This is a genomic window from Brevibacillus sp. 7WMA2, from assembly GCF_010748895.1.
GTDB lineage: Bacteria > Bacillota > Bacilli > Brevibacillales > Brevibacillaceae > Brevibacillus_B > Brevibacillus_B halotolerans.
The window spans coordinates 325,181-347,715 of record NZ_CP048799.1 but is presented as its reverse complement, the minus strand read 5'-3'; the positions used below and the strand labels follow the sequence as shown (position 1 = coordinate 347,715).

Genomic DNA, 22,535 nt, shown 5'->3' with positions numbered 1-22,535 from the left:
GCTTGTTTACTGTTGCGTGACCAAAACCTTATATTTTGCAACTATGTTTTCAATCGCTTTGTTGAGCCGCTCCGGTGCTTCGAGCATACTGTAGTGGCCAACGTTTTCGATTGATTCAACGTTAATGCCGTAATGTTTGGCGGCATTAACGTTTGTTGTTAACCATGATGATGAATTTATCAATGTAATTGGGATTCTAATCCTGTTTCTCACAGTCTGCATATAAGTGACCATTTCACGATATGAAGATTCTAGAATATGCTTGCCTACCAAATTCCTGACAGATTCGACCAGCTTGATTAATGAAGCGTCTGCATTGGGCAAAAACATATCCTTTATCTCCACGTCACACTCGAAGACAGAGTCTACATATATCTCCAATTGCTCAGCGGAAAGATGCTTTGGCTCAACGTTATGCAAAGTTTCCACTCCGATCAAACCAATGACGTTTCCGCTAATGAGGTACTCTGCTTCGACAATAACGGGACCACCTAGTGAGTGGCCCACCAATACAATATTGGTCAATTCCAGACTGTTAACCACTGAGGCTACATCATTGGCATAGGCCTCAATGGTCCATTTCTCTCGATTGCTACCGGAATCTCCGTGACCGGCCAACTCAATGTTGACTACACGATATTTCTTACTGAAATACTCAATTTGATTAGCCCAGAAGCTCGAATTACATCCTAGACCGTGGACAAGCACAATGGTCATACCGCCGTTACCAGATACTTCGTAGTTTATACAAACTCCATCTTTGGAAAAAACACTATTACGGTGATTAAGTCTCGATTTATTAGGCAAGAACGGTTTTTGTGCGATAATGCCCACATGCTCCATTGCCGAATCCGGTGCATGTTGTGCATTGCGATCCACACCAACGCTACCGAAAAATCCAAGTTTCTCCACAGTAAAGCCAGCAGCCACGCATTCCCGCTCAAATACATCGGGATCCAGTGCATTAATCAGACTAGGCCCGCCCTGCACATCAACCGGATCAAAGTGATCTGCTACATTCTCGATAAAGCCGGGCCATGCATCACCCTCCCGCTTACGGCGCTCATAAACTGGCGCTTTGGATTGCCAATATCCAAAATATGGGGAGTCTGTACTCAAGAAAACCTTCCCGCCTGGTTTAAGCCAACGGTACATCTTCTGCAGTGTTATCTTCACCTCTTCCGGACTTAGGAAATGAATCACACGACTTGCATGAATCGCACTAAACTGTCCATCCTCAAAATCTATATTTGGGAGTTTGCCTTGCTTCAAAGTAAGCCGATCTCGAAATTGTTCATCAATACGCTGTTCAAGGATATCTAAATGTTTTTGCTCCAGGTCCACAGCGAAAACTCTGGCGCCGTTTTCCAATGCTGCGATTGTTGCTACCCCATACGCACATCCAATATCAAGAACCTCTCCACCACAGATACCCGCGTATTCGACGAAGTCGCTGGAATATGGAATCAGATGCTCTACCATCACACCCGTTCTATTTAAAGTAGGTACCATACCCTTGAAATTGATGGCGGCCGCAGACTTCAAGTCTTCTAAAATATCATGCTTCTTAAGCACTTTCGCATTTTTTTCATCCTTTCGCGACTTGAGTGTCGATCCGACTGCATAAAACGGCAATGGAGCAAGGACAATATCATTCGGTTTAAGCACATGGATCGCAGGCTTTCTCGAAGGGCGCAAGTAGTGATCTAGTGATACAAGTTCAACTATATTTCCCTTATTTCGGGAATCATTTCGTAATCCCGTCAAGCTCTTTGATTTGTGTTGTTGTCTTCCGATGGCAGTCTTTTGAACTTGATTTTCCTCCGATTGGCTGCCAACTGGATGAGTGTCTGTCTCTCTGGAAACGAGCATCTCCTGCTTTTGCTTGCTCCAATAACGTTTTGTGAAAAATGGATACGGAGGTAAAGAAATTCCTTTCGCAACTGCCTGATAATCATGCTTCTGCCATGGCAGGGTGTATCCTTCAATATAGCGTTGTGCCAGGTCCGTAATAAGCTGAATGTAAGCCTCTTGACTGATGCCAAGCTGCTTTACCTGTTTGAACTTGTGTTCAAGTTCTTGAACAACGGAAGAATCAACAGTGAAATTACGCTCCACTAAGCCTGCATACACTCGTTCATCTGGCGTTCCGCTGAGAACCCCTCTCCATACATGTATCGCTTCACGGGCAGAGGTAACCACGATTGCACACCTGTATCTAAAATGATGACGCCCCTTGCCTAGAGTATCACTGATCCGAGCTAGCATAGATTGATTAATCTCTTCACGTTCAAACAGCTCAATCATTGAAGCGATTCGAGCGTTAAGAGCTTCTTGTGTCTTCGCTGATAATAACAGCAAATAGCCAGGAGAAGGATCCGGAGCTACGTATGTTTTTGGAACATATTCGCGAAGGACTACATGTGCATTGGACCCGCTCATACCGAAGGCACTTACAGATCCCGTACGTGTACCGTTTCCAGAATGTGACCACTCCTTAGTCGAATGATTTACATAAAACGGACTATCGTGCCAGTTAATATAATCACTCTCATTCTGACAATTCAACGATGCAGGGATAACACCATGTCGAACGGACTCGGAAAGCGAGATTAGACTGACAATACCAGAGGCTGCAAAGGTATGGCCGATATTTGTTTTGGTTGATGTTAATGCACAATAGCCTTTTTTGTCCGTGACATCCTCAAAAGTACGAATTAAGGCATTTATTTCAACGGGATCCCCCAGTCTCGTTCCTGTACCATGTGTAACAATATGCCCTATATCGGCAGGATCGATATTGTACTTTTGGTAGACAGACGTAATCAACGCTTGCTGAGCACGTCCACTAGGTGCTGTAATCCCATTCGTTTTGCCGTCGTAGTTAATACCGCTTCCCACTATTAGGCTGTAGATAGAATTTCCATCACGTTCAGCTTTGGACTTTCGTTTAAGCACTAGGACAGTAACAGCTTCTCCAGGAACCATTCCATTGGCGTGTTCGTCAAAGGAGTGGCATTTTCCATCCGCAGAGAGCATTCCCATCTGACTTAATGCAATGAAGGAATCAGGTGACAAGACAAAATTTGCAGCAGCCACAATAGCTATATCGCACTCACCTGCTCGCAAGCTGGCACATGCCTGATGAACAGCGATCAGGCCGGACGAGCAAGCTGTATTAATCGCTAGCACCGGTCCTGATAGATCTAAGAAATAAGATAGTCGAGAAGCTAATATTGCATCACTATTTGATGTAACCGTAATATCATCAGTAACAAGATGGTAATCGCCCGGCTCAGCACCGACAAATACACCAACAGTATTGCAAGCCAGTTCCTCCTGGCCCACTTCGGCATCTTCAAGGGCTTTCCATGCCTCTTGTAACAAATGGCGCTGGCGTGGATCCATCGTCCGGGCTTCCCTTGGTGAAATCTCAAAAAATAGTGGATCGAACTCGCCTACCTTATCGATTGAGCCCATCCATTTACAATTCGTCGTCATTGGCGTAGCTTCTTCTGAATAATACGCATTTACATCGAATCTCGACTTCGGTATTTCTTTGACAGAGTCACGACCATTTACGATATTTTCCCAAAAAAGTTCGACCGATTCTGCCTCTGGAAATAATCCGCTCATGCCAATAATTGCGATCGCATCATCGTTCTCATCACATTTTTCACTCGATTCGCTGTTACGTACAAGTTGTGAAGCTTCAGGAAGAAGTCGTTCACTTGCATGGCTACTTGTCACTATTTCCGGAACTTCTGATTCCTGTTCCAATAATGATAAGGCAATAGTAGTGTTGTGTCGCTCAAGGATGTATTCAATCAACTCGGAAATGTTTGTATAGTCGAAGAACACAGAAGGTAAAATGCTTACACCGAATCTCTCCGAGAGAAGTCTGGCGAATTGAGCCAGTCTAATGGAATCTAAACCAATGTCAGCAAAATTTTTGGTTAATTCCAACTTCTCAATCGGAACATTTAAAAGTGAACTTACGATATCTTTTACTACGGAAGCAACTGTCGTAAAAATGTCGATTTCTGATTTAACATTACAATCACAATTATCAGCCAGCTTACTCTCACTCGGATTGACAATGATCATTCGGTCAGCGCTCGATAGGTAATCGCCCAACACTCTTTCTGCCCTTCTATTTTGAACATTGACAATGATTGGACTAACACAGCCAGATTGAAGAGTAGCGAACAGCAGATTCATCACCTTGGCAAAGTCAAGAGGTTTCTGGGCGCTAGATGTTAAATACATTTCCATCGAGTGCTTGTCCTTACCCTTGCGTGCCAATGATCCCAAACCGCCATCCTCCAAAATCGGCCAATTTATTGAGTATACGGGAAACGACTGTTCAGTGTCCCTCTGTTTAGCTCGAGTAAGGCTCGACTGAAACCTATTGGCAATAGCATAGTCGCAACTTCCAAAGTCACCAATAACTGATGCAATAGAAGAAAAATGACAAATAAAATCAAGGGATGCAGAACCAAAAACCTTTTCTATAGACAGCGTACCGCAGGTTTTAGGACATAACACTTTGTTTATATCATCAAAACTCTTTTCGGTAAAAATAGACTTTTCGGCAATCCCTGCTACGTGAAATACTCCGTTAACGGAAGTATTATTTTTCCTGTAAACTTCATAATGCTGGCTTAATGCATCGGCGTCGCTTATATCAACTTGCCAATACGTTATGAGCTTTGATTTTTCGCCTAGGTTTTGTATCCATTCGGCAGAGGTGATATCATAATCGCTTCTACCGATCAGGATAATCTGAGCATTATAATTAGTAACGAGATACTCCGTTAGCTTTCTACCAATACCTCCAGTTCCACCTGCAACAACGTAAGTACCGCTAGGAACGATGGGTGTTCCCGGATCGCTAGGGATCGAGACAGGACGGATTACACTACTATACCTGACCCCATCGCTATATAATGCACTGGTGCGCTTCGTGCTGGATAATTCTTTTGCCACAATTGGCGCCCAATATTCTAGATCAGACATATCCTCACTAAGAAGCACTCTTACGGTCGTATCAGTAGACACTTGCTTAATCGATCTTTCAATACCAATCAAGCAATCAAGGGACGCCTGTTCAATATCATTTACGTATGTTCCTGCGATAACAACATCAGGAATATGAAGGAGTGACCGGGCTATCATTTGAATGACCCCTATTACATATGACGTATCAATCAGTGCCCGATTCTCTTCTACCGTCCACATATAGACTACCGAGCAAACATCAATGCGATTCATATAAAGATCATCAAACAAATGCACTACCGCATTTGGATCATTGCTATCAATAACATAGAACGTATCTGATACTTTTTGGAAGATGTCCCCCTTGCCAACGTATATAACATTCAAACCGGAGGCATACACAGAAATGTAGTCAGTAAATATCTGCTGTGCTTCAAAATCATGAAGAAAGCAAACGACTGTTTTGCCTTCATCTAAATTCGTTTGTTGAATCGGTGCAGCTTCCCAGTATTCTTCAAATGTCATAATCGAGTATTCATCCTTAGTTGACGGCACAGGGCTCATTACCTGCTTCATGCTGCTCTTTTCAAGATAATAGATCTCTTTGCTAAATGGGTAGGTAGGAACACTCACTCGCGGTGGCCTTTGATCGCCATACAGGCTGGACCAATGTATATTCCCCCCGGCTACCCACCACTGCGCAATTTTCGTGAGATTTCCCGTATCAATCCACTGTTTTAATAAGAGTGCCTGATCAGCCTCATCACTGATGATAGAGGTTATGCCATTATTGCTCATTTCTCCAATGAAGCGGCGGTTATCCTGTTTTCCTTCAATATATAATGTAAGTGATTCAATCAACTCCGTAATATCCCGGACAAGAAATACTATCCGACATGGCAAAGATACCCTCCCCGCCTGCAATGTATATGCTATGGAGTTGAGACTGACTTGTCCGCTCGATGACAGCAAGAAGTCCAGCATCGCTTCAACATACTGCTTAAGGTTATCTTGCTTCAGAGCAGAAAGCGGAACAATGGATGGCTTTTCTACAAGACCTCTTTTCTGCAGTGTACGGTCACCCTGAAGTATTGGTGCTTCAAGAATGGCATGTACGTTTGTTCCACCAATCCCAAAAGAGCTCAGTGCAGCTCTGAGCGGAAAATCACTCTGTTTCAGTGAACATCCCTCGGTAGCCACAAAAAACGGAGATGTTTCAAACGCTATATTTGGGTTGGGATGTTGATAGTTAATAGAAGCTGGTACATAGCCATTACGAAGTACCAACGCTGTCTTGATGCATCCTGCCAGACCAGCTGCCGCATCAAGATGACCAATATTGCTTTTTACGGAGCCGATTGCACAATATTGATTCCGGCTTGTAAACTCGCGATAAGCATCAGACAATGCAGATATTTCTATAGGGTCACCAAGCTTAGTGCCAGTACCGTGTGCTTCCACATAGGAAATGGTATCTGGGTTGATATTGGTAGCTTTATACACCTGTTTAATTACATCCGACTGCCCTGAAACACTTGGTGCATAGAAACCAGATTTATCGTTTCCATCGTTATTAATACCGATGCCACGAATAATCGCATAAATATTATCGTTATCTTCAATAGCCTGTATTGCATCTTTCAGAAGCAGGACAGCTACGCCTTCTCCTCCGATCATCCCATCGGCACTTGCATCAAACGCTTTGCAATGACCGTCGGAAGATAAACTGAGCCCTTCCTCATAAAGATATCCAACACCTGTCGGCGCATAAACAGCTGCAGCACCTACCAATGCATGTGTACACTGTTTTGCCTGTATCGCATTAAAAGCAACGGATAGCCCACTCAAGGAAGACGAGCAGTTGGTGTGAATAAACATACTTGGCCCTTTTAAGCCTAGCTTATATGAAATCATCGTTGGAATTGTTCCCATTTGCGACATCAAGAAGTTGACCAGTGCTTCCGAATCCTTTTTGTCCGTATTGTTTATAATGTCTGCATGATATTGAGAATTGCAGGTAGACATATAAACAGCAGCATCCGAAATTTCAGATGGAACATACCCAGCGTCTTCGATTGCTTTCCACGAATTACTCAACAATAAACGCAGCTGAGGATCCAATAGTTCAGCATCTCTCGCAGAAATTTTAAAGAATTCAGGATCAAAATCATATTTACCTTCTAGTGATGACTGGGCTGGAACAAAACGTTTATCCTTTATTACGTCAGGATTCATATGCATCTCTTTTAGTTCATCTTGCGAGTAGAACCTAACGCTTTCCACACCATTTACAAGGTTATTCCAAAACTGCGTAAAATTATCTGAACCAGGGAATTGGCATGAGATCCCGATAATTGCCACACTGTTCTTGTAGTAATCAGGTAATGTATCCGATTTAATTTGCTGCCCCTCTTTCTCTTTTTCGTGGTCTATATCTTTTAAAGATGTAACGGCAACCTTGCTTTCATTTCCGATATTGTCCAAATATGCGGCTATATCCCGAGCCTTCGAATATTTGAACATATCAGTTACCGAGAACGAAACTTGGAATGTCTTACTTATCTTGTTGGCAACAATTGCAGCAGACACCGAGCTTCCACCGACTTCAAAAAATCCTTCGTCAGCACGTATATTCTCTATCCCCAATACATTTTCCCAGATAGCTAGTATAGCGCTTACGTTGTATCCTCCTTCATTTGCTGTTTCAGTTGGTCGTCTATTTGATATCGACAAGCTCCTTAGCTGCTTCCTATCCAATTTTCCATTTGGTGTCTGCGGCAATTTGTCAAGTGCCACAAAATATGCTGGCACCATATATCCCGGCAACCTTTTAGCAAGATAGGTTTTCAACTCAAGCTCATCTACTTGTGTATCTCTATTATTAGATGACCGACTCGTGAAATAAGCAACGAGCTGTTTTTCTTCCCCGAGAACCTTATCAACGACTGCACACTGGTCTATTGCCGAATGATTCATTAATTGGGCCTCTATCTCCCCCAGCTCTATGCGATATCCTCTGAGCTTTACTTGAGAGTCAATGCGTCCAAGATATTCGATGCTACCATCAGGTCTCCAGCGTGCCAGATCACCGGTTTTGTACAGTCTCCCAGTTGATAAAAGTGAGTTATCAATGAACTTTTCTGCACTCAACTCCGGACGGTTCCAATATCCTTTTGAAACTCCATCTCCTGAAATACAAAGCTCTCCTGGAACTGCCACAGGATTTGGTTTACCGTGATCATTTAAGATATAGATTTGCGTGTTAGCAATTGGTTTGCCGATAGTCATAGGCCCATTGGCACTCACTCTGCTCACCGTACTCCAGACAGTAGTTTCTGTCGGGCCGTAAAGATTCCAAGCGTCTGTGCCCAAGTCACAAATCTGCTGCTTGAGTGATGTAGACATTGCCTCTCCACCACACAGGATTTTGAGTTTCTCCGGATTGCGCCATCCACAATAAAACAACATCGACCAAGTAGACGGCGTAGCTTGCATAATGGTCGGTCGAACTTTTTCTATGAGCGCCTTTAAGGAATCTCCATTTTTAGAGGTGGCAGTATCACAGATATAACACGTAGCACCCTGAATCAAAGGCAAAAATAACTCTAACACAGAAATGTCAAAGCAATGTGTTGTGACGGCCAGCATGATGTCGGCCACGCCTAGACCGGGTTCCTTCGTCATCGAAAATAAAAAGTTTGTCAGAGCTTGATGATGAACCATTACGCCCTTAGGTTTACCAGTGCTACCGGACGTATAAATGACGTATGCGAGATCATCACTGGTTGCCAAACTAGTTGTACTCTGCATTTCATGAATCATTGAAACCTCTTGCAGGGTATCTTGGTCTATCGTTGTAATTAGAGGCTTGGTTGTAACATCCAAATCGCCGACAATCCTTTTTAGCTTTGTAGCAAACGAAGATTGCGTCAACACAATTTTTGCACCAGAATCAGATAAAATATGGTCAACTCGCTCATCTGGATATTCAGGGTCAAGAGGAACATATGCAGCGCCTGATTTTAATACCCCCAACAACAAGACAACGAGTTCCACGGAGCGATCCACATAGACAGCAACCAATTTGTTCGGGCCGACACCGAGCTGCTGTAAGTAGGATGCAAGTTTGTTACTTCTTTCGTCCAATTCAGCATAGCTAACGTGGGTATCATCATATACCAACGCAGTCGCATGAGGTACTTCCTTTGCTTTTCTCATAAAAAGCTGGTGAACGCACATTTCACGCGGGTAATCGGTTTTTGTGTCATTCCATTGGTTCAACACTCGGTCAGCTTCAGCCGTAGACATCACCGAAACAGCATCAACGGGTTGAGCAGGATTGCTGATGAACGTATTGAGCAACTGAAGGAAATGACTACTTAGACAACTGATCGTCTCCTCATCAAATAATTCATCGTTATATTTCCAATTAAGGGCATAGTTTTTATCCGGATTGGAAGGTTCGATGACCTCAAGAACTAGCTCATACTCCCCTTCTTGATGAATTCCCTCTACATATTGAAAAGAATGTATACCTACTGATTCTGTATCTGCCCAATCCTGATACATATAAGCAATTTGGAACAGCGGCGCAGAACCAGAATCCGCCGTAAGCCCAAGTTTTCGTATTAAAAGCGGAAACGGATAGCTGTTCGATACGCCGTTAATGACTGTACGTTGTAAATTCTTACATAGAGTATCCAAGTTGTCCTGATCATTAATGCAAGTCCTGACAGGAATCATGTTTACGAAATTTCCAATTACATTTTCATAAAGCTGCCCATCACGGCAGTTTATAGGCATACCCACAACAATGTCCCGTTGTTGGGTGTGGACGTAAAGCAAAACATTGAGCATAGTCATGAACACAGTTGATGAATAAACATTTAGACGATGCGCTGTTTGTATAACAGCACGACTCTCTTCAGCAGACATACTATACTTCAAGGTAGCACCCTTTGACACAAGAAACTTATCTTTTCGGGGGTGATCCGTGTATAGCTCGATTGGCACAGGCGCGTTGTGTAATTGCCTTTTCCAGTAATCTAATCGGCTGGTCCCCTCTTCACTTGTAACCAGTTGCTGTTCTTGACTGACAAAATCGCTGTATGTAGCAACTGATGCTTGAGTGGAAAGAACTCCCCCATCTGTTACAGTTTGATAAGACTTGAAAAGGGTTTTCATAAACACAATTGCAGACTGTCCATCAAACACAATGTGGTGCACATTGAACAAGATGAAAGCTGCATTGCCAGATGTGCGATAAATATGAAGCCTGCATATTGGTCCTTCATCCAAGCTAATAGGCTGGCTTGACTCCTGTTTCATATATGCTAGTGCTTCGGACTCACTCATATGTGTTAAATCTGTTTCTACGATGTTAGGCGCAGAACCTGAGTTTTCAATCATGATCAGCTCGCCATTCTTCTCACCAATTACACTGGTTAATATTGGATGTTGAGTCAACGTGTACTGATACGCTCTCTCCAGTGACTTTCGATCAAGCTGGCTTGTCCGAAAGCACATTGGTACATTATAGGAACTAGATTCTGGAAACGCTTTTTGCAATGCCCAAATGCCTTGTTGAGATGAAGACAGCGGGTAAGCATATTTCTCCGCACCCTGCTCATCAATAGAAGGATGATGTTCACTACTATGGTGCTCATCCGTGCGTTTTATGAGTGCCTGAATTCTATCCGGGCACGTTTCGCTCAGATAGGAAGCCAATGCATTGACTGTGGAGTACTCAAAAATGCTAGCTGAGTCAAACTGTGCATCAATTTGTTTTCTAATCAGCTGCGTAATACGGATTAACGATTTTGAAGGCAAATTCAAGTCAAGAAAGCTTGTTTCGAAACTGCTTGCTTTCATTGGAAAGGAAGTCTCTTCTTCAATCGCATTTGCTAGAAACATTTGGGCCGCACTGAATAAGCTTGTTTCTGCCTCGAAAAGGTGCTCTTTTGATGAATGCTTCACTGGCGCTGTCGATATATGAAGAGCATCAATTTTAGATTGTTTCTCACTAATTTCACACACTTCCTTAGGCTCCGTCTCCCAATAAAATAGCTTTTTAAATGGGTACGTTGGCAAACTGACGCGATATGGACGCGCAAATGAATAAAGCAAATCCCAAGGCACTGGGTGACCACCCAGCCAATGAGCTGAGATCGATTCCTCGTCATAAGACTTAATCGCGGCAATGATCGACTCTTGTACGGTTTCGTTTTTGGCATATTCTCTGGCTAACTTATCTAGATGCTTGATCATTACCACATCAGTCAAACCGTTGTTCAGCACAGATTGAAGCTTAGTCACTAACTCTTCAACTGATGAAACGCTAAACAGAATACGGGCTTCCAAATGTTCACGTCCGAGCTGCAAAGTATAGGCAATATCTTCAAGGTTATACTTGCATTTATCCAGATAATGAACGAGATTTCTGATGATTATTTCGAGTCTCTCTATATTTTGAGCAGACAAAGGTATCAGTACTGTTTTGCGCGAAAGCGTAACCTCTTCACGATGCTGGTACAACGATTCGGGATGGTATTCCTCGATAATCATGTTCGCGTTAGAACCGCCGGCTCCAAAAGAGGAAATACCCGCTATAAGAGTGGGATTTCCGTCTTTTTTAACAGGAGGTACCCAATCAGTCAACTCTCGCTGTACGTAGAACGGGGTATTTGAAAAGATAATCCCGCTATTGATTTCTTCACAATTGATTGATGGAGCCAGCTTACGGTGTTTGATTTGCATTAGTACTTTTGCTAATGCAGCCATACCAGAGGCACTTTCACTATGCCCGATGTTTGACTTAACAGAACCGATTGCACAGTGCTCACTACCGTCAGATTCTGTCTGAAATGCGCGTTTAAGTGCAGATACCTCTATAGAATCTCCAAGAGATGTACCTGTACCATGGGTTTCGATGTAGCTAAGTGCATTTGGTGTGACTTCAGCATTTTTCATAGCCTCGACGACAACATCCACCTGGGCTTTCATATTCGAAACATTATACTTATACGATCTGCCGCTAGCGTTAACTGCGCTTCCTTTAATGATGCCGTAAATATGGTCTCCATTTTCTATTGCTTTTTCTAATGGACGCAATACAACTGCACCGACACCTTCGGAAACCAAAAAACCATTAGCGTTTTCCGCAAATGGTCTGCATGTTTGGTCCGGAGTGAGCATGTTAAGGTCTGACAAGAGCTTGAAATGATCCATATTTAAAAGCAGGTTTACACCACCTGCGATCGCACATTCATTTTCGCCTCTGAGTATGCTTTCAACTGCTAGATGAATTGCCGTCAACGACGAAGAGCATGCCGTATCAACTGCAAGGCTGGTACCCTGAAAGTCAAACAGATAAGAAGTACGATTGGCGATCGATGAATAAGATGCACGCTTGTTATAAGTAGCGTTCATAACGCCTACGAACACACCTATCTTGCGTGAATCGGCCAGATTCTCAGGGGTATAGCCGGCATCCTCAATCGCTCCGTACACCGTTTCAATGAACACTCGCTCTTGAGGATCCATCATTGCCGCATCTTTTTCTGAGATACCAAAGAACGGTGCATCAAAACAGCCCACATCTTCCAAAAATCCGCCATACTTGTTCTCAATCGGGGTATCGTCATACCACCATCTGTCCGCTGGGAATGGTGTAATACAATTAATGCCGTTAGCAATCTTCTCCCAAAATTCGTCGATATTTGCTGCACCTGGCATCCGTACATTCAGCCCAACTATAGCAATCTTAGGCTGTATAGTAGATGCCATTTTTACAGATTTGCTTATGGAGGAATCTAGTGATATCCTGCTATGACTTTCTATTGACTCAGTACCGAATTGAGAGTTCGTCACTATATGCTCGGAAACCATGCCTATGACATTGGCGAGCTCTTCCTTCCTTGTCGAGATCAAATAATTCACCAATTCGGATATCGTCGGGTGATCAAACACTAGGGAAGATTCAAGTTCTTTGAAATTAGACGATAGATCATTATTTATTTTTACGACTAAGATAGAGTCGAGTCCATAATCAAACAAACTCCTATATTCATCTATATCCGCAATTTCCACTTTTAACGTCTTGCCGATAATGGACTTCAAATAGTTCGCACAACGCTTTCTTAACTCCGATTCAGAGTCAGTACCTTCACCCAAGGATCCGCTGTTGCCCATTAAGACTTGTAACTCTTCAAACCTTTCCGAGATAAGATAGTTAGTAAGTGCAGATATGCACTTATATTCAAACAATAGCGAGCTGTCTAAATTGTTGAACCTGTTCGCAAGTTCGTTATTTATCTTTACAATTAGAATGGAGTCAAGACCGTATTCCTCTAGATCAGTATCAACATCCAACTCGGAATCGGGAACATTTAGTGCCTCGCTGATCAATCTGATTAAGTAGGTTTGCGTCATTTCTATTAACAGATCCTTGTTTGAGGTCTGTGCAGCAGTACGCTCAACACCTGATCGGGAGACTGGGCTTAAATCAGCATAAGCATCTCCTTTTACATCCTGGTCGGTTGGCGTAGTTGTACGAGTATAGAAATCACTATCAAATATAATGCCATTACTCGCTGCAACAATAACTTGTTGTCCAAGGCATTTTGCTTTTATATCAGGGAGTGTGGCATTGATAAATCCGAGTTCTGACAATATATCGATCCATAACTCACCAGTCAGACCCGGGCTTCCGGGAATTCTCACCTCTCCATCCCGATATAACCACCATCCATCAAGCAACCCAAATGTTACGTGGGCAAGGATATTGTTGCTGCACATTTCATTTAGCAGCACAACAGCATTGCTCTTCATGACTGACTTAATATTAAGCATTGTTTTACGGATATTAGAAGTTGCATGCAAGGCATTCGTTGAGATTACTACATCATAATAACCTTCCTCGAAGCCCTGATCGACCGGGATATCTTCTATATTAAGAATTCTTGTTTTTAGATATGGATAATTTTTAAAGAAAGTGTCTTCTGCATGGTTAAGAAATGCTTTTGAAATATCAGTATAGCAGTACTCATCAATCGAGTCGGAAAATGGTTCTAGTGCCGCTAACACTTTTGTCGTTGTACCGCCAGTTCCAGCCCCTACTTCAAGGATCCGAAATCTAGCATCTGGACGATGGATCAATTGTGACTTGATAACGTCGCAGAGGATTCTGCTCAGTTCCAGATTAAAGTAGTCAACAACCGGGCTTCCCTTATAGATCCCATCAAGGGCATCCATAGATGAGTTTGGAAAGATAATGTCAGTTGCTTTCTTTTTGCCTAGCAGCACGTCTTTAAGTCCTTTAAGACAGTTCTCTACCAATCGGACATGTGGTGTTAGATTTTTATTTTTTAACCATGCTTGCTTTTCACTTTCCCATTGATGCCACATCACGTTTGTGGATCGTGCTAGAGACTCGTCAAGCACAAGATTTCCGCCGTTATCCTGTTTGGCAAACCCTCTGAGCAGGAGTTGCCTTTTACTTTCATCCAACCAACGATGCATATTTTTTGGTAACATCCGATACAAACTTGGCAGATTAAGTTTCGATTCCCCTATTTCGGAACTTCTTGATAAATCCTTTAATATTCCACATATAAGGTTTAGGGTCATATCTTGCATTGACTGTGGAGGCAAGGTTTCCATTAGAGCATTAATCTGTGCTGCATCTCCGCCAATATTGCTCCATATATGTTTATCCTCAAGCACATTGGGAATGGTTGCAACTAACTGACGAGCGTTTCCTAAATCCCCCAGAAGTTCAAGTGCATCATCTTTGAGCGTTCTTACAAGAGAAATCTGAGAAAAAGGACCGGAAAGGAATCTCTGGAGATGGGTCATAGCTTCACTCGTTTCTAAAGAATCAAATCCCAAGGCTGCCATTCTTTCCTTATAAAAATCATCAGAAACTACACCAACGTTCCCCCAATATCCCCAGTTCATGGTTTTAATCTGTGGTTTTTCTTTAAACCAATCCGTATCGCTACCAAGTGCCTGCGCAAAAGAATCTATAAACGTACATCCCGCTGCATAATTAGCCTGTCCTGCTTCTCTAACAAATGATTCAATTGAAGAAAAGAACAGAATGAAGTCCAGTCTCTCTTGTATAAATACCTCAACCATATTGACACTGGCGTCAACTTTAACTGACATCACGGATTTAAAACATTCTTCATCCATATAAGCAAGACTTTTGTCGGCCAGTACGATGGCTGAGTGAACAACACCGTTAATAGTCGGATATATTTCACGTATTCTTTCATACGCACGTGTTAATTGTGAACGATCGCACGCATCCGCTGAAATGTAAATAGGTGCAATTGCATTATGTTTATCAGCGAATTTGCCTATAGAATCAAGTTGTTGTCGAATATGCTGATCCATAGGTCGACGCCCAATCCATACTACACTTGCCCGGTAATGTTCAATCATGTATCGAGTCCAGAGTTCACCGATCCCTCCTGCACCGCCGATAACTACATACACGCCGCACTCTCGATAGCCTGCTGTATAATTCGGCTGTGTTTGCACGGTCATTAACTCCTGGGCAAACCATTCATTGTTACGTAACCCAAGCGTCTTCCTATTTGTGGAATGTATGGAAACAATTTTATCTAATGGAACAGGCATGTCAATCGGTACATCAAGAAGCGCAATATCCCAGTGGGCATACTCTTTCGCCATGCTACTGATCAAGCCATGAACTCCTGCATGAGCAGGGTTTACCTGATCATCCGTTTTAATCTTTTGAGAGGAGAATGTTACCACAGTCCAACGTAGCTTTTTAACACCATAGCCTAAGTGTAAACATGCCTTTATCAATCGAAATAAATGGAATGTTCCAGATTCTTGATCTTCTATTAAATTTCTGACATGTGAATCGGAATCTGATCCAGCGGGAGCAAACCATATAATATGGCTCACATTTTCTACTTCAATCATACCTTGTAGTACGTCGATTGTATCTGCCGGCTTAATCAGGATATGACGGCATTCTCCACTTATTTTCTTTTTAATCTCTGAGTAATACTTATCACTTGTATAGAATACTAATGTAGTCCCTAGTTCAGCTTCAGTATGGTTGGCTGAAAATACTTTTCCACCTTCAGATAAGCAGACAGGCTTCCATACCGGAATGATTGTATGCTGCTTGGCTGTTTGCGGTTGTGTCACATTCCTAGAATGAATTCTACTATCGGAAAATTTCCGATAACCGACTCCTCTCATTCTCACGCATATCATTCCATTCTTATCTACTAAATCGATATCGAGCAACTTAGAAAACGTGCTTTTTTGGGACGGGTCACCATCGCGAACGATCGAATACATGTGCTCTTTACAAGATCCATAGATCTCCATAGATTTCATTGAAAACGGAATCATAATGTCCTGTTCCTGAAAGACCGATGTATCTTGTTGTTTCATTCTACAAACAACCTGATCCGATACGAGTCCTATGGAAGTCTGAATGGCACCATCCAACATACTTGGGTGTAGAAGATACTGACTGGATGTAGAGGACAATGCATCCGGTAACCGCAATTCTCCGATTGCAAATGGAGCACCTGCCTCTATGCCTCGATGAACAATATCTACAATCTTAAATGAATCTCCGTAATCAATACCTGCTAGCTTAATGTAGTCATAACAAACGTCTTTTAGGATAGATATTCCCGTAGCTTTGTTCAACAGCGCCTTCACGTCAGCGCTCGCTTCTCTCTTAAGTGGTAAAATAATCGCTTCGCCTTCTGCATGCTGAACAAGTTCATTCTTTTCAACACTAACAATGCTGAATTTGATTCTGTCATCTTTACCTGAGTTAACACGAACCAGCTCTACGTCCAATGCAATACCCGTTTCAAGAATGTATATCGGACGTATCCACGATATATTTTTGAACATTATATGTGTTTCCATTTCGTCTTCACATTGCATGGCATTCGTTATTGCAGCCCGAGCCATTTCCAGTACGGCAACTGCAGGCATTAACATTCGACCGTCTACAATATGGTCGGCCAGAAAAAATTCACGCCCACTAAAAAAAGACCTATATTTGATTTGATCAAATGTAGATACATTTCGGTGAAGCAGAGAATGAATTGGGCTACCTACTAAACTTGTGTCTGTATGCGCATCTGAATTCTGTTGTGGCCAGTCGTACGATTTCAATTCAAACGGATAGGTCGGTAAACTCATACGTTTAAAAACTGCAGGCGGATAATAAGTAGTCCAGTCTATATTTGCACCAGAAACCCATGCCTGTACAATTTCAGACACATTATCTCTTAATGTCATATTAGAAACATGCTGTTCCACTACCTCGTAGTTGCTGTTTTTCTCCCGCAAACCTGTTACATACAAAGATGATTGATTCCCATGCAGATATTGTTCCATGCCCTCCAAGAACTGGGCAAGGTTTTGCACAACAAAGGCAACACGATATTTCATCTGGGCGCGTCCCGTCTGGAATGTATAAGCTATGTTAGCCAGCACGCGCTGGGATTGAGTTCGATCGTTGCCAGAGTCTAAAGTCTGTACGTACTCATATAACGCATTGACATAGGATGATAGTATCGATTCCTTGTGAGCCGACACCGGTACAATAAACCCATTATCGTTGTCACAAGATTCGATGTCATTCTTATAGGAAAGCATGTCCATATATTCTTCAAAAATAGCATGTCCGTTTGTTCCGCCAAGTCCGATAGAGCTTACTGCAGCTCTACGCGGATATTCATCAACTGACCACTCAATGGCGTCCTTCACAATGTAAAACGGTGATTGTTCTACATCGATTTTGGGATTTGGTGCTGAATAATTGATTGAAGGCGGAATTTGCTTGTTTTGTAACGCGAGCAAAACCTTGATACATCCAGCTAGACCTGCTGCCGTATCAAGATGACCAATATTAGGTTTAAGCGATCCTATAACGCAAAATGAGTTTTTGGAGGTATAACGTCGATAAACATCCGTGAGTGCCTTAAACTCAACCGGGTCACCTAACTTGGTTCCGGTGCCATGTGCTTCCACGTATGTGATGGTATCCGGGCTAACCTTTGTTTGTTCAATCACTTCCTGTATGACTTTCCCTTGACCGTTGGCGCTAGGGCTATAAAAACCAGGGGTGTCACCACCGTCACTATTGGTAGCTACTCCTCTTAGTATGCCGTAAATATGATCGTTGCTTTCTACAGCATCAGACGCGCGTTTTAACAGGATTGCACCAACGCCCTCTCCTCCCATCATACCGTCCGCGTTACTATCAAACGTCTTGATCTGTCCATCGCTGGAGAAATTAAGCCCAGGCTGATAGATATATCCTTTTCGGTCTAAATGAGATATTCCCCCTGCAGCTACAATAGCGTAATCAATCTTCCCGCTCATCAAGGCTTGAAACGCTAGATCAAGAGCGCTCATTGATGATGAACAGTTAGAATGGACCGATAGGCTTGGTCCTGTAAAACCTAGCTGATAGGAGATCATCGAAGAGACGGATCCACTTTGGGACAATACCCATGCCAAGTACTGTTCGGGGGATTCCGTAACTTCCTTCGTTCTAAAAGTATTTTCACTTAATGCACCGTAATTGTGGTTCGCTGTGGTTACGTATACACCTGTATTCGGAATGTTTTTATGATAGTAGCCCGCATCTTCCACAACCCTCCATGCATGAAGCAAAAGTTGACGGAATTGGGGATCCATAAGAGCAACATGACTAGGTGACAGCTTGAAGAACTCGCCGTCAAAGCTCTCTTTTCCCGCTAGACCAATATTCACAGGGACATAATTTGGATTTTCCAAAATATCCGGAGGAATATTTGACTTCCGTAATACATTGTCGTCAAAGTAGACCGCTGAATTCTTTCCATCCATCAGATTATTCCAAAATTCTTTACAATTACGGGCACCAGGGAAATGACATGAGATTCCGATGACTGCCACACTTTCTTTATAATACTGTGGATATCCCTTTGCATGGGTAGAGTAACTATCAAGAGGACATTCAGCCTCTTCCTCAATAGAAATCTGTATGCTTCCCGTTTCAGACAAATACTTACAGATCGAATTGACATTTGGATATGTAAACAGGTCTGTAGAATCAAAAGATACGTTGAATTCAGTACTGATCCCTTCTGCCAGCGTTACTGCAAGCAAAGAGTTACCGCCAGCCTCAAAAAAGGCATCTGTGGGCTCTAGGTTTTCGATATTCAAAACTTCTTTCCAAATGCTTAGAACTCGATCTTGCGTAACATTTCCTCTATCAGAAGTCTGTGGGTTTTGGTGTATTGTAATTATTCGATTCATCAAAAATTTTCTATCTAACTTGCCGTTTGAAGTAAGTGGTAAATGTTCAAGCTGTATTACGAAATCCGGTACCATATAGGCAGGAAGCTTACTGGCAAGATATTTCTTAAGAGTGTGTGCATCTTCAGATGTCGATTTCACGCTTGTCCCAACTGGTACATAATACGCAACCAGCTGAGCCGTATCTCCCGACCCTCTAACAACAACGGCACACTCTTTGATATAGTCATGGTGAGCAAGATGATATTCAATCTCTTCCAATTCAATCCGAAACCCTCTCACCTTCACCTGAAAATCAAGGCGGCCCATATATTCAACAACACCGTCTGACCGCCAACGAGCCAAATCACCGGTGCGATATATTCTTTCACCGGGAACAAGTGGGTTTTCTACAAATACCTTATTGGTAAGTTCCTCATTGTTTAAATAGCCTATTGCTAAACCAGGTCCGGCAATACACAGCTCACCAGGTACTCCGATTGGCGAAAGCCCGTTGGTTTCCCGATCCAAAATGTATAGTTTTGTATTTGGAATCGGCCTTCCAATCGGAATGGTTGTATTGTTGCTATTACTATTTTTACAAGAGAAATAAGTTGCATAAATTGAGGCTTCCGTTGGACCGTACACGTTTTCCACACGTGCTCCATCAAACAGGGATACGCATTTATCGGCTAGTTCTTTAGGGAAGGCTTCACCAGCGACCAATATGTATTTAAGAGACCTGCTTTCTCCCTGCTGATAATTCTCTTTCGCAGCATCAAAAAACAAGCTTAACATGGACGGTACGAAGTTGATATGAGTAATCCCGAATCGAATCACGCAATCAACAAGCTTGCTTGGAGACTTCTCAGCTCCTGGCGGTGCGATAACCAGACAACCATCCCCTACAAACCAACCAAAAAGTTCAGCAATTGATACATCAAAAGTATAGTTCGTTTTAAGGAGATATCTATCTTCCTTGCCTAGAGGATATTCTTGTTCTAGGAAATACAGTGTATTTAGAATGCTTCTATGTGTAACACATACACCTTTTGGCGCACCTGTTGTACCTGAGGTATAGATTACATAGGCCGGATTATCGATATCAACGTTATTTACGTACACATCACTCTCCGGCGAAGTGCTGTATATCTGCTCACCTTGTATATCCAGGTCAACAAGACGAATATCCTCCAACGCCGTTCCACAATGTATTAGAACGTTATCCAAGAAATGATTCGTTTTTCCATGTACCAGTGCTATTTTTACACCTGAGTCCTTAAGAATATGCCCAACCCGCTCATGGGGAGTGTTCGGGTCAATTGGAACGTAGGCAGCACCCGTCTTTAGAATTCCTAGTAGCGCAACAACCATATTCAATGAACGTTCGACACAAATGGCAACAAGACTCCCAGTCCCGATTCCTTCAAAGGAAAGGTAGGCAGCCAGTGCATCAGCCTTTTGATTTAATACTTTGTAGCTAATATAATCAGTGCTGTCCATAACGGCTATATCTTGAGGTCTCTTGAGGGCTTTTCGCTCGAATAGCTGATGGATGCACATATCTTGTGGATACTGGACTTCTGAGCTATTCCACTCGTTCATGATCAGATCTGCTTCTTGTTGAGATAACATTGAGATTTCACAGATTTTTGCAGATTGATCTACTAATATACTCTCTACTATATTTGTAAAATGTTGCCCCATACGTTCGATCGTAGATTGCTCGAAAATACTTGAATCATACTTCCAGTTCAACAGCATACCATCGGGCTTATTCATCACTTCAAGTGTAATTTCGTATTCACTCTGCTGCTGAATTTCATCCATCAATGTGAAACCATGCTCTTCTCTTAAAAGCGGGTCGAGTACATCTTGATATACGAAAGAAGTCTGAAATAGTGGTGACAGAGCAGAGTCGTAACCAAGGTTTAATTTTCTAACTAATAATGGAAAGGGATAGCTGCATGCCATCCCGTCAATGACGTCGTTTTTGAGCTTGTCCAAATAGCTTTCAAATGAAGTTTCCATGCTAATTTTGCTGCGCACAGGCATCATATTTATGCAAAATCCAATTAACTTCTCAAAACGCTTCTCGTTGCGCTGGTTAACAGGCATACCGACCATAATGTCATTCTGACCTGAATATCTGTGCAATAACACATTAAACGCCGCGAGAATGACAGTCCAAACGTATACTCCCTGTTTGGCTGCAAAACTTTTTAGGCGCTCCCCTTGAACTATGTCAATATGCTGACTCCATATATCACCTGTTGTAGACTTTACAGAGGGACGAGCCTTATCCAGTGGTAAGTTTAGTCGTGGCAAAGGCTGTTTCAGCTTATCTTCCCAATATGCCAGATAGGCACTGCCGTTCATATTTATCAGCGCTTGCTCTCTTTCAACATAATCAGCATAAGTTGATTCTAATGTCTTAACTTCTGGTTCACGCCCATTCATGTAGGTTTCATAAGCTTCAAACAACATTTGAAGCAGAACCGGTACAGAACCTCCATCAATAATAATGTGGTGTATCGTGATCAGGACGATGCTTTCGCTACCAGAGTTTTTAAACACGGACACTCGGAAAAGGGGACCCTTTTCCAAGTCAAAAGGCATTTGCATCCGGTTCTGAATATGTGCGATTAAGTCAGTCTCTGACAGTGAATGGATGTCCTCTAGCGTCAAACTCAGAGATCTATGCTTTGAATCAACCTGATAAGGAGTAGCACCCTCCATTGTGAACACCGCATTCAAAATCGGATACTGTTCTAGGATAAAATGACATGCATTTGTAAAGCAGCTCAGATCCAAGTCAACGACCCGAAAACATAAAGGTATATGATAAGCTGACGATTCTTTATTTGATTTCTGAATAGCCCAAAGGCCTTTTTGACCTTCTGACAACGGTTGTTTCTTCCATTCGTTTTGCATCCTATGAAGAATTTTTTTGATTTCGGATTTACTTAGCTTACCGCCCTTATATTGGGCGATGAGCTCACTAACATTTCCAAGGTTCATTTAATTATTCCCCCCTTGATTAATCAATTAACTTCAACGCTACATCAATATCGATAGAACCTTTCTCCAGTTCGCTTAGTGCATTTAATAGTTTTCGATCAACGTTTTCCATATTTAGGTCATCACATTTATTATTTGTAAACATGGTGGGCGATGGCTTGGAAGAAGCTTTTGTTTTTTGTACAGCAATGAGATTATCCAATGCAGTCGGGTAG

1 protein-coding gene is annotated in these 22,535 nt (G+C 42.4%); it reads right to left on the bottom strand.

Going from position 1 to position 22,535, the window contains the following annotated elements; translation table 11 throughout:
- Positions 1-6: 6 nt before the first annotated feature.
- Positions 7-22,320, bottom strand: coding sequence for a non-ribosomal peptide synthetase (locus GOP56_RS01520; protein WP_163244306.1), 22,314 nt, complete (start codon positions 22,318-22,320; stop codon positions 7-9).
- Between the last annotated feature and the right edge of the window lie 215 nt (positions 22,321-22,535).

Coding starts and splice junctions, on each gene's coding strand:
- GOP56_RS01520 (WP_163244306.1), bottom strand. CDS start 22,320: ATGAACCTTGGAAATGTTAGTGAGCTCATCGCCCAATATAAGGGCGGT.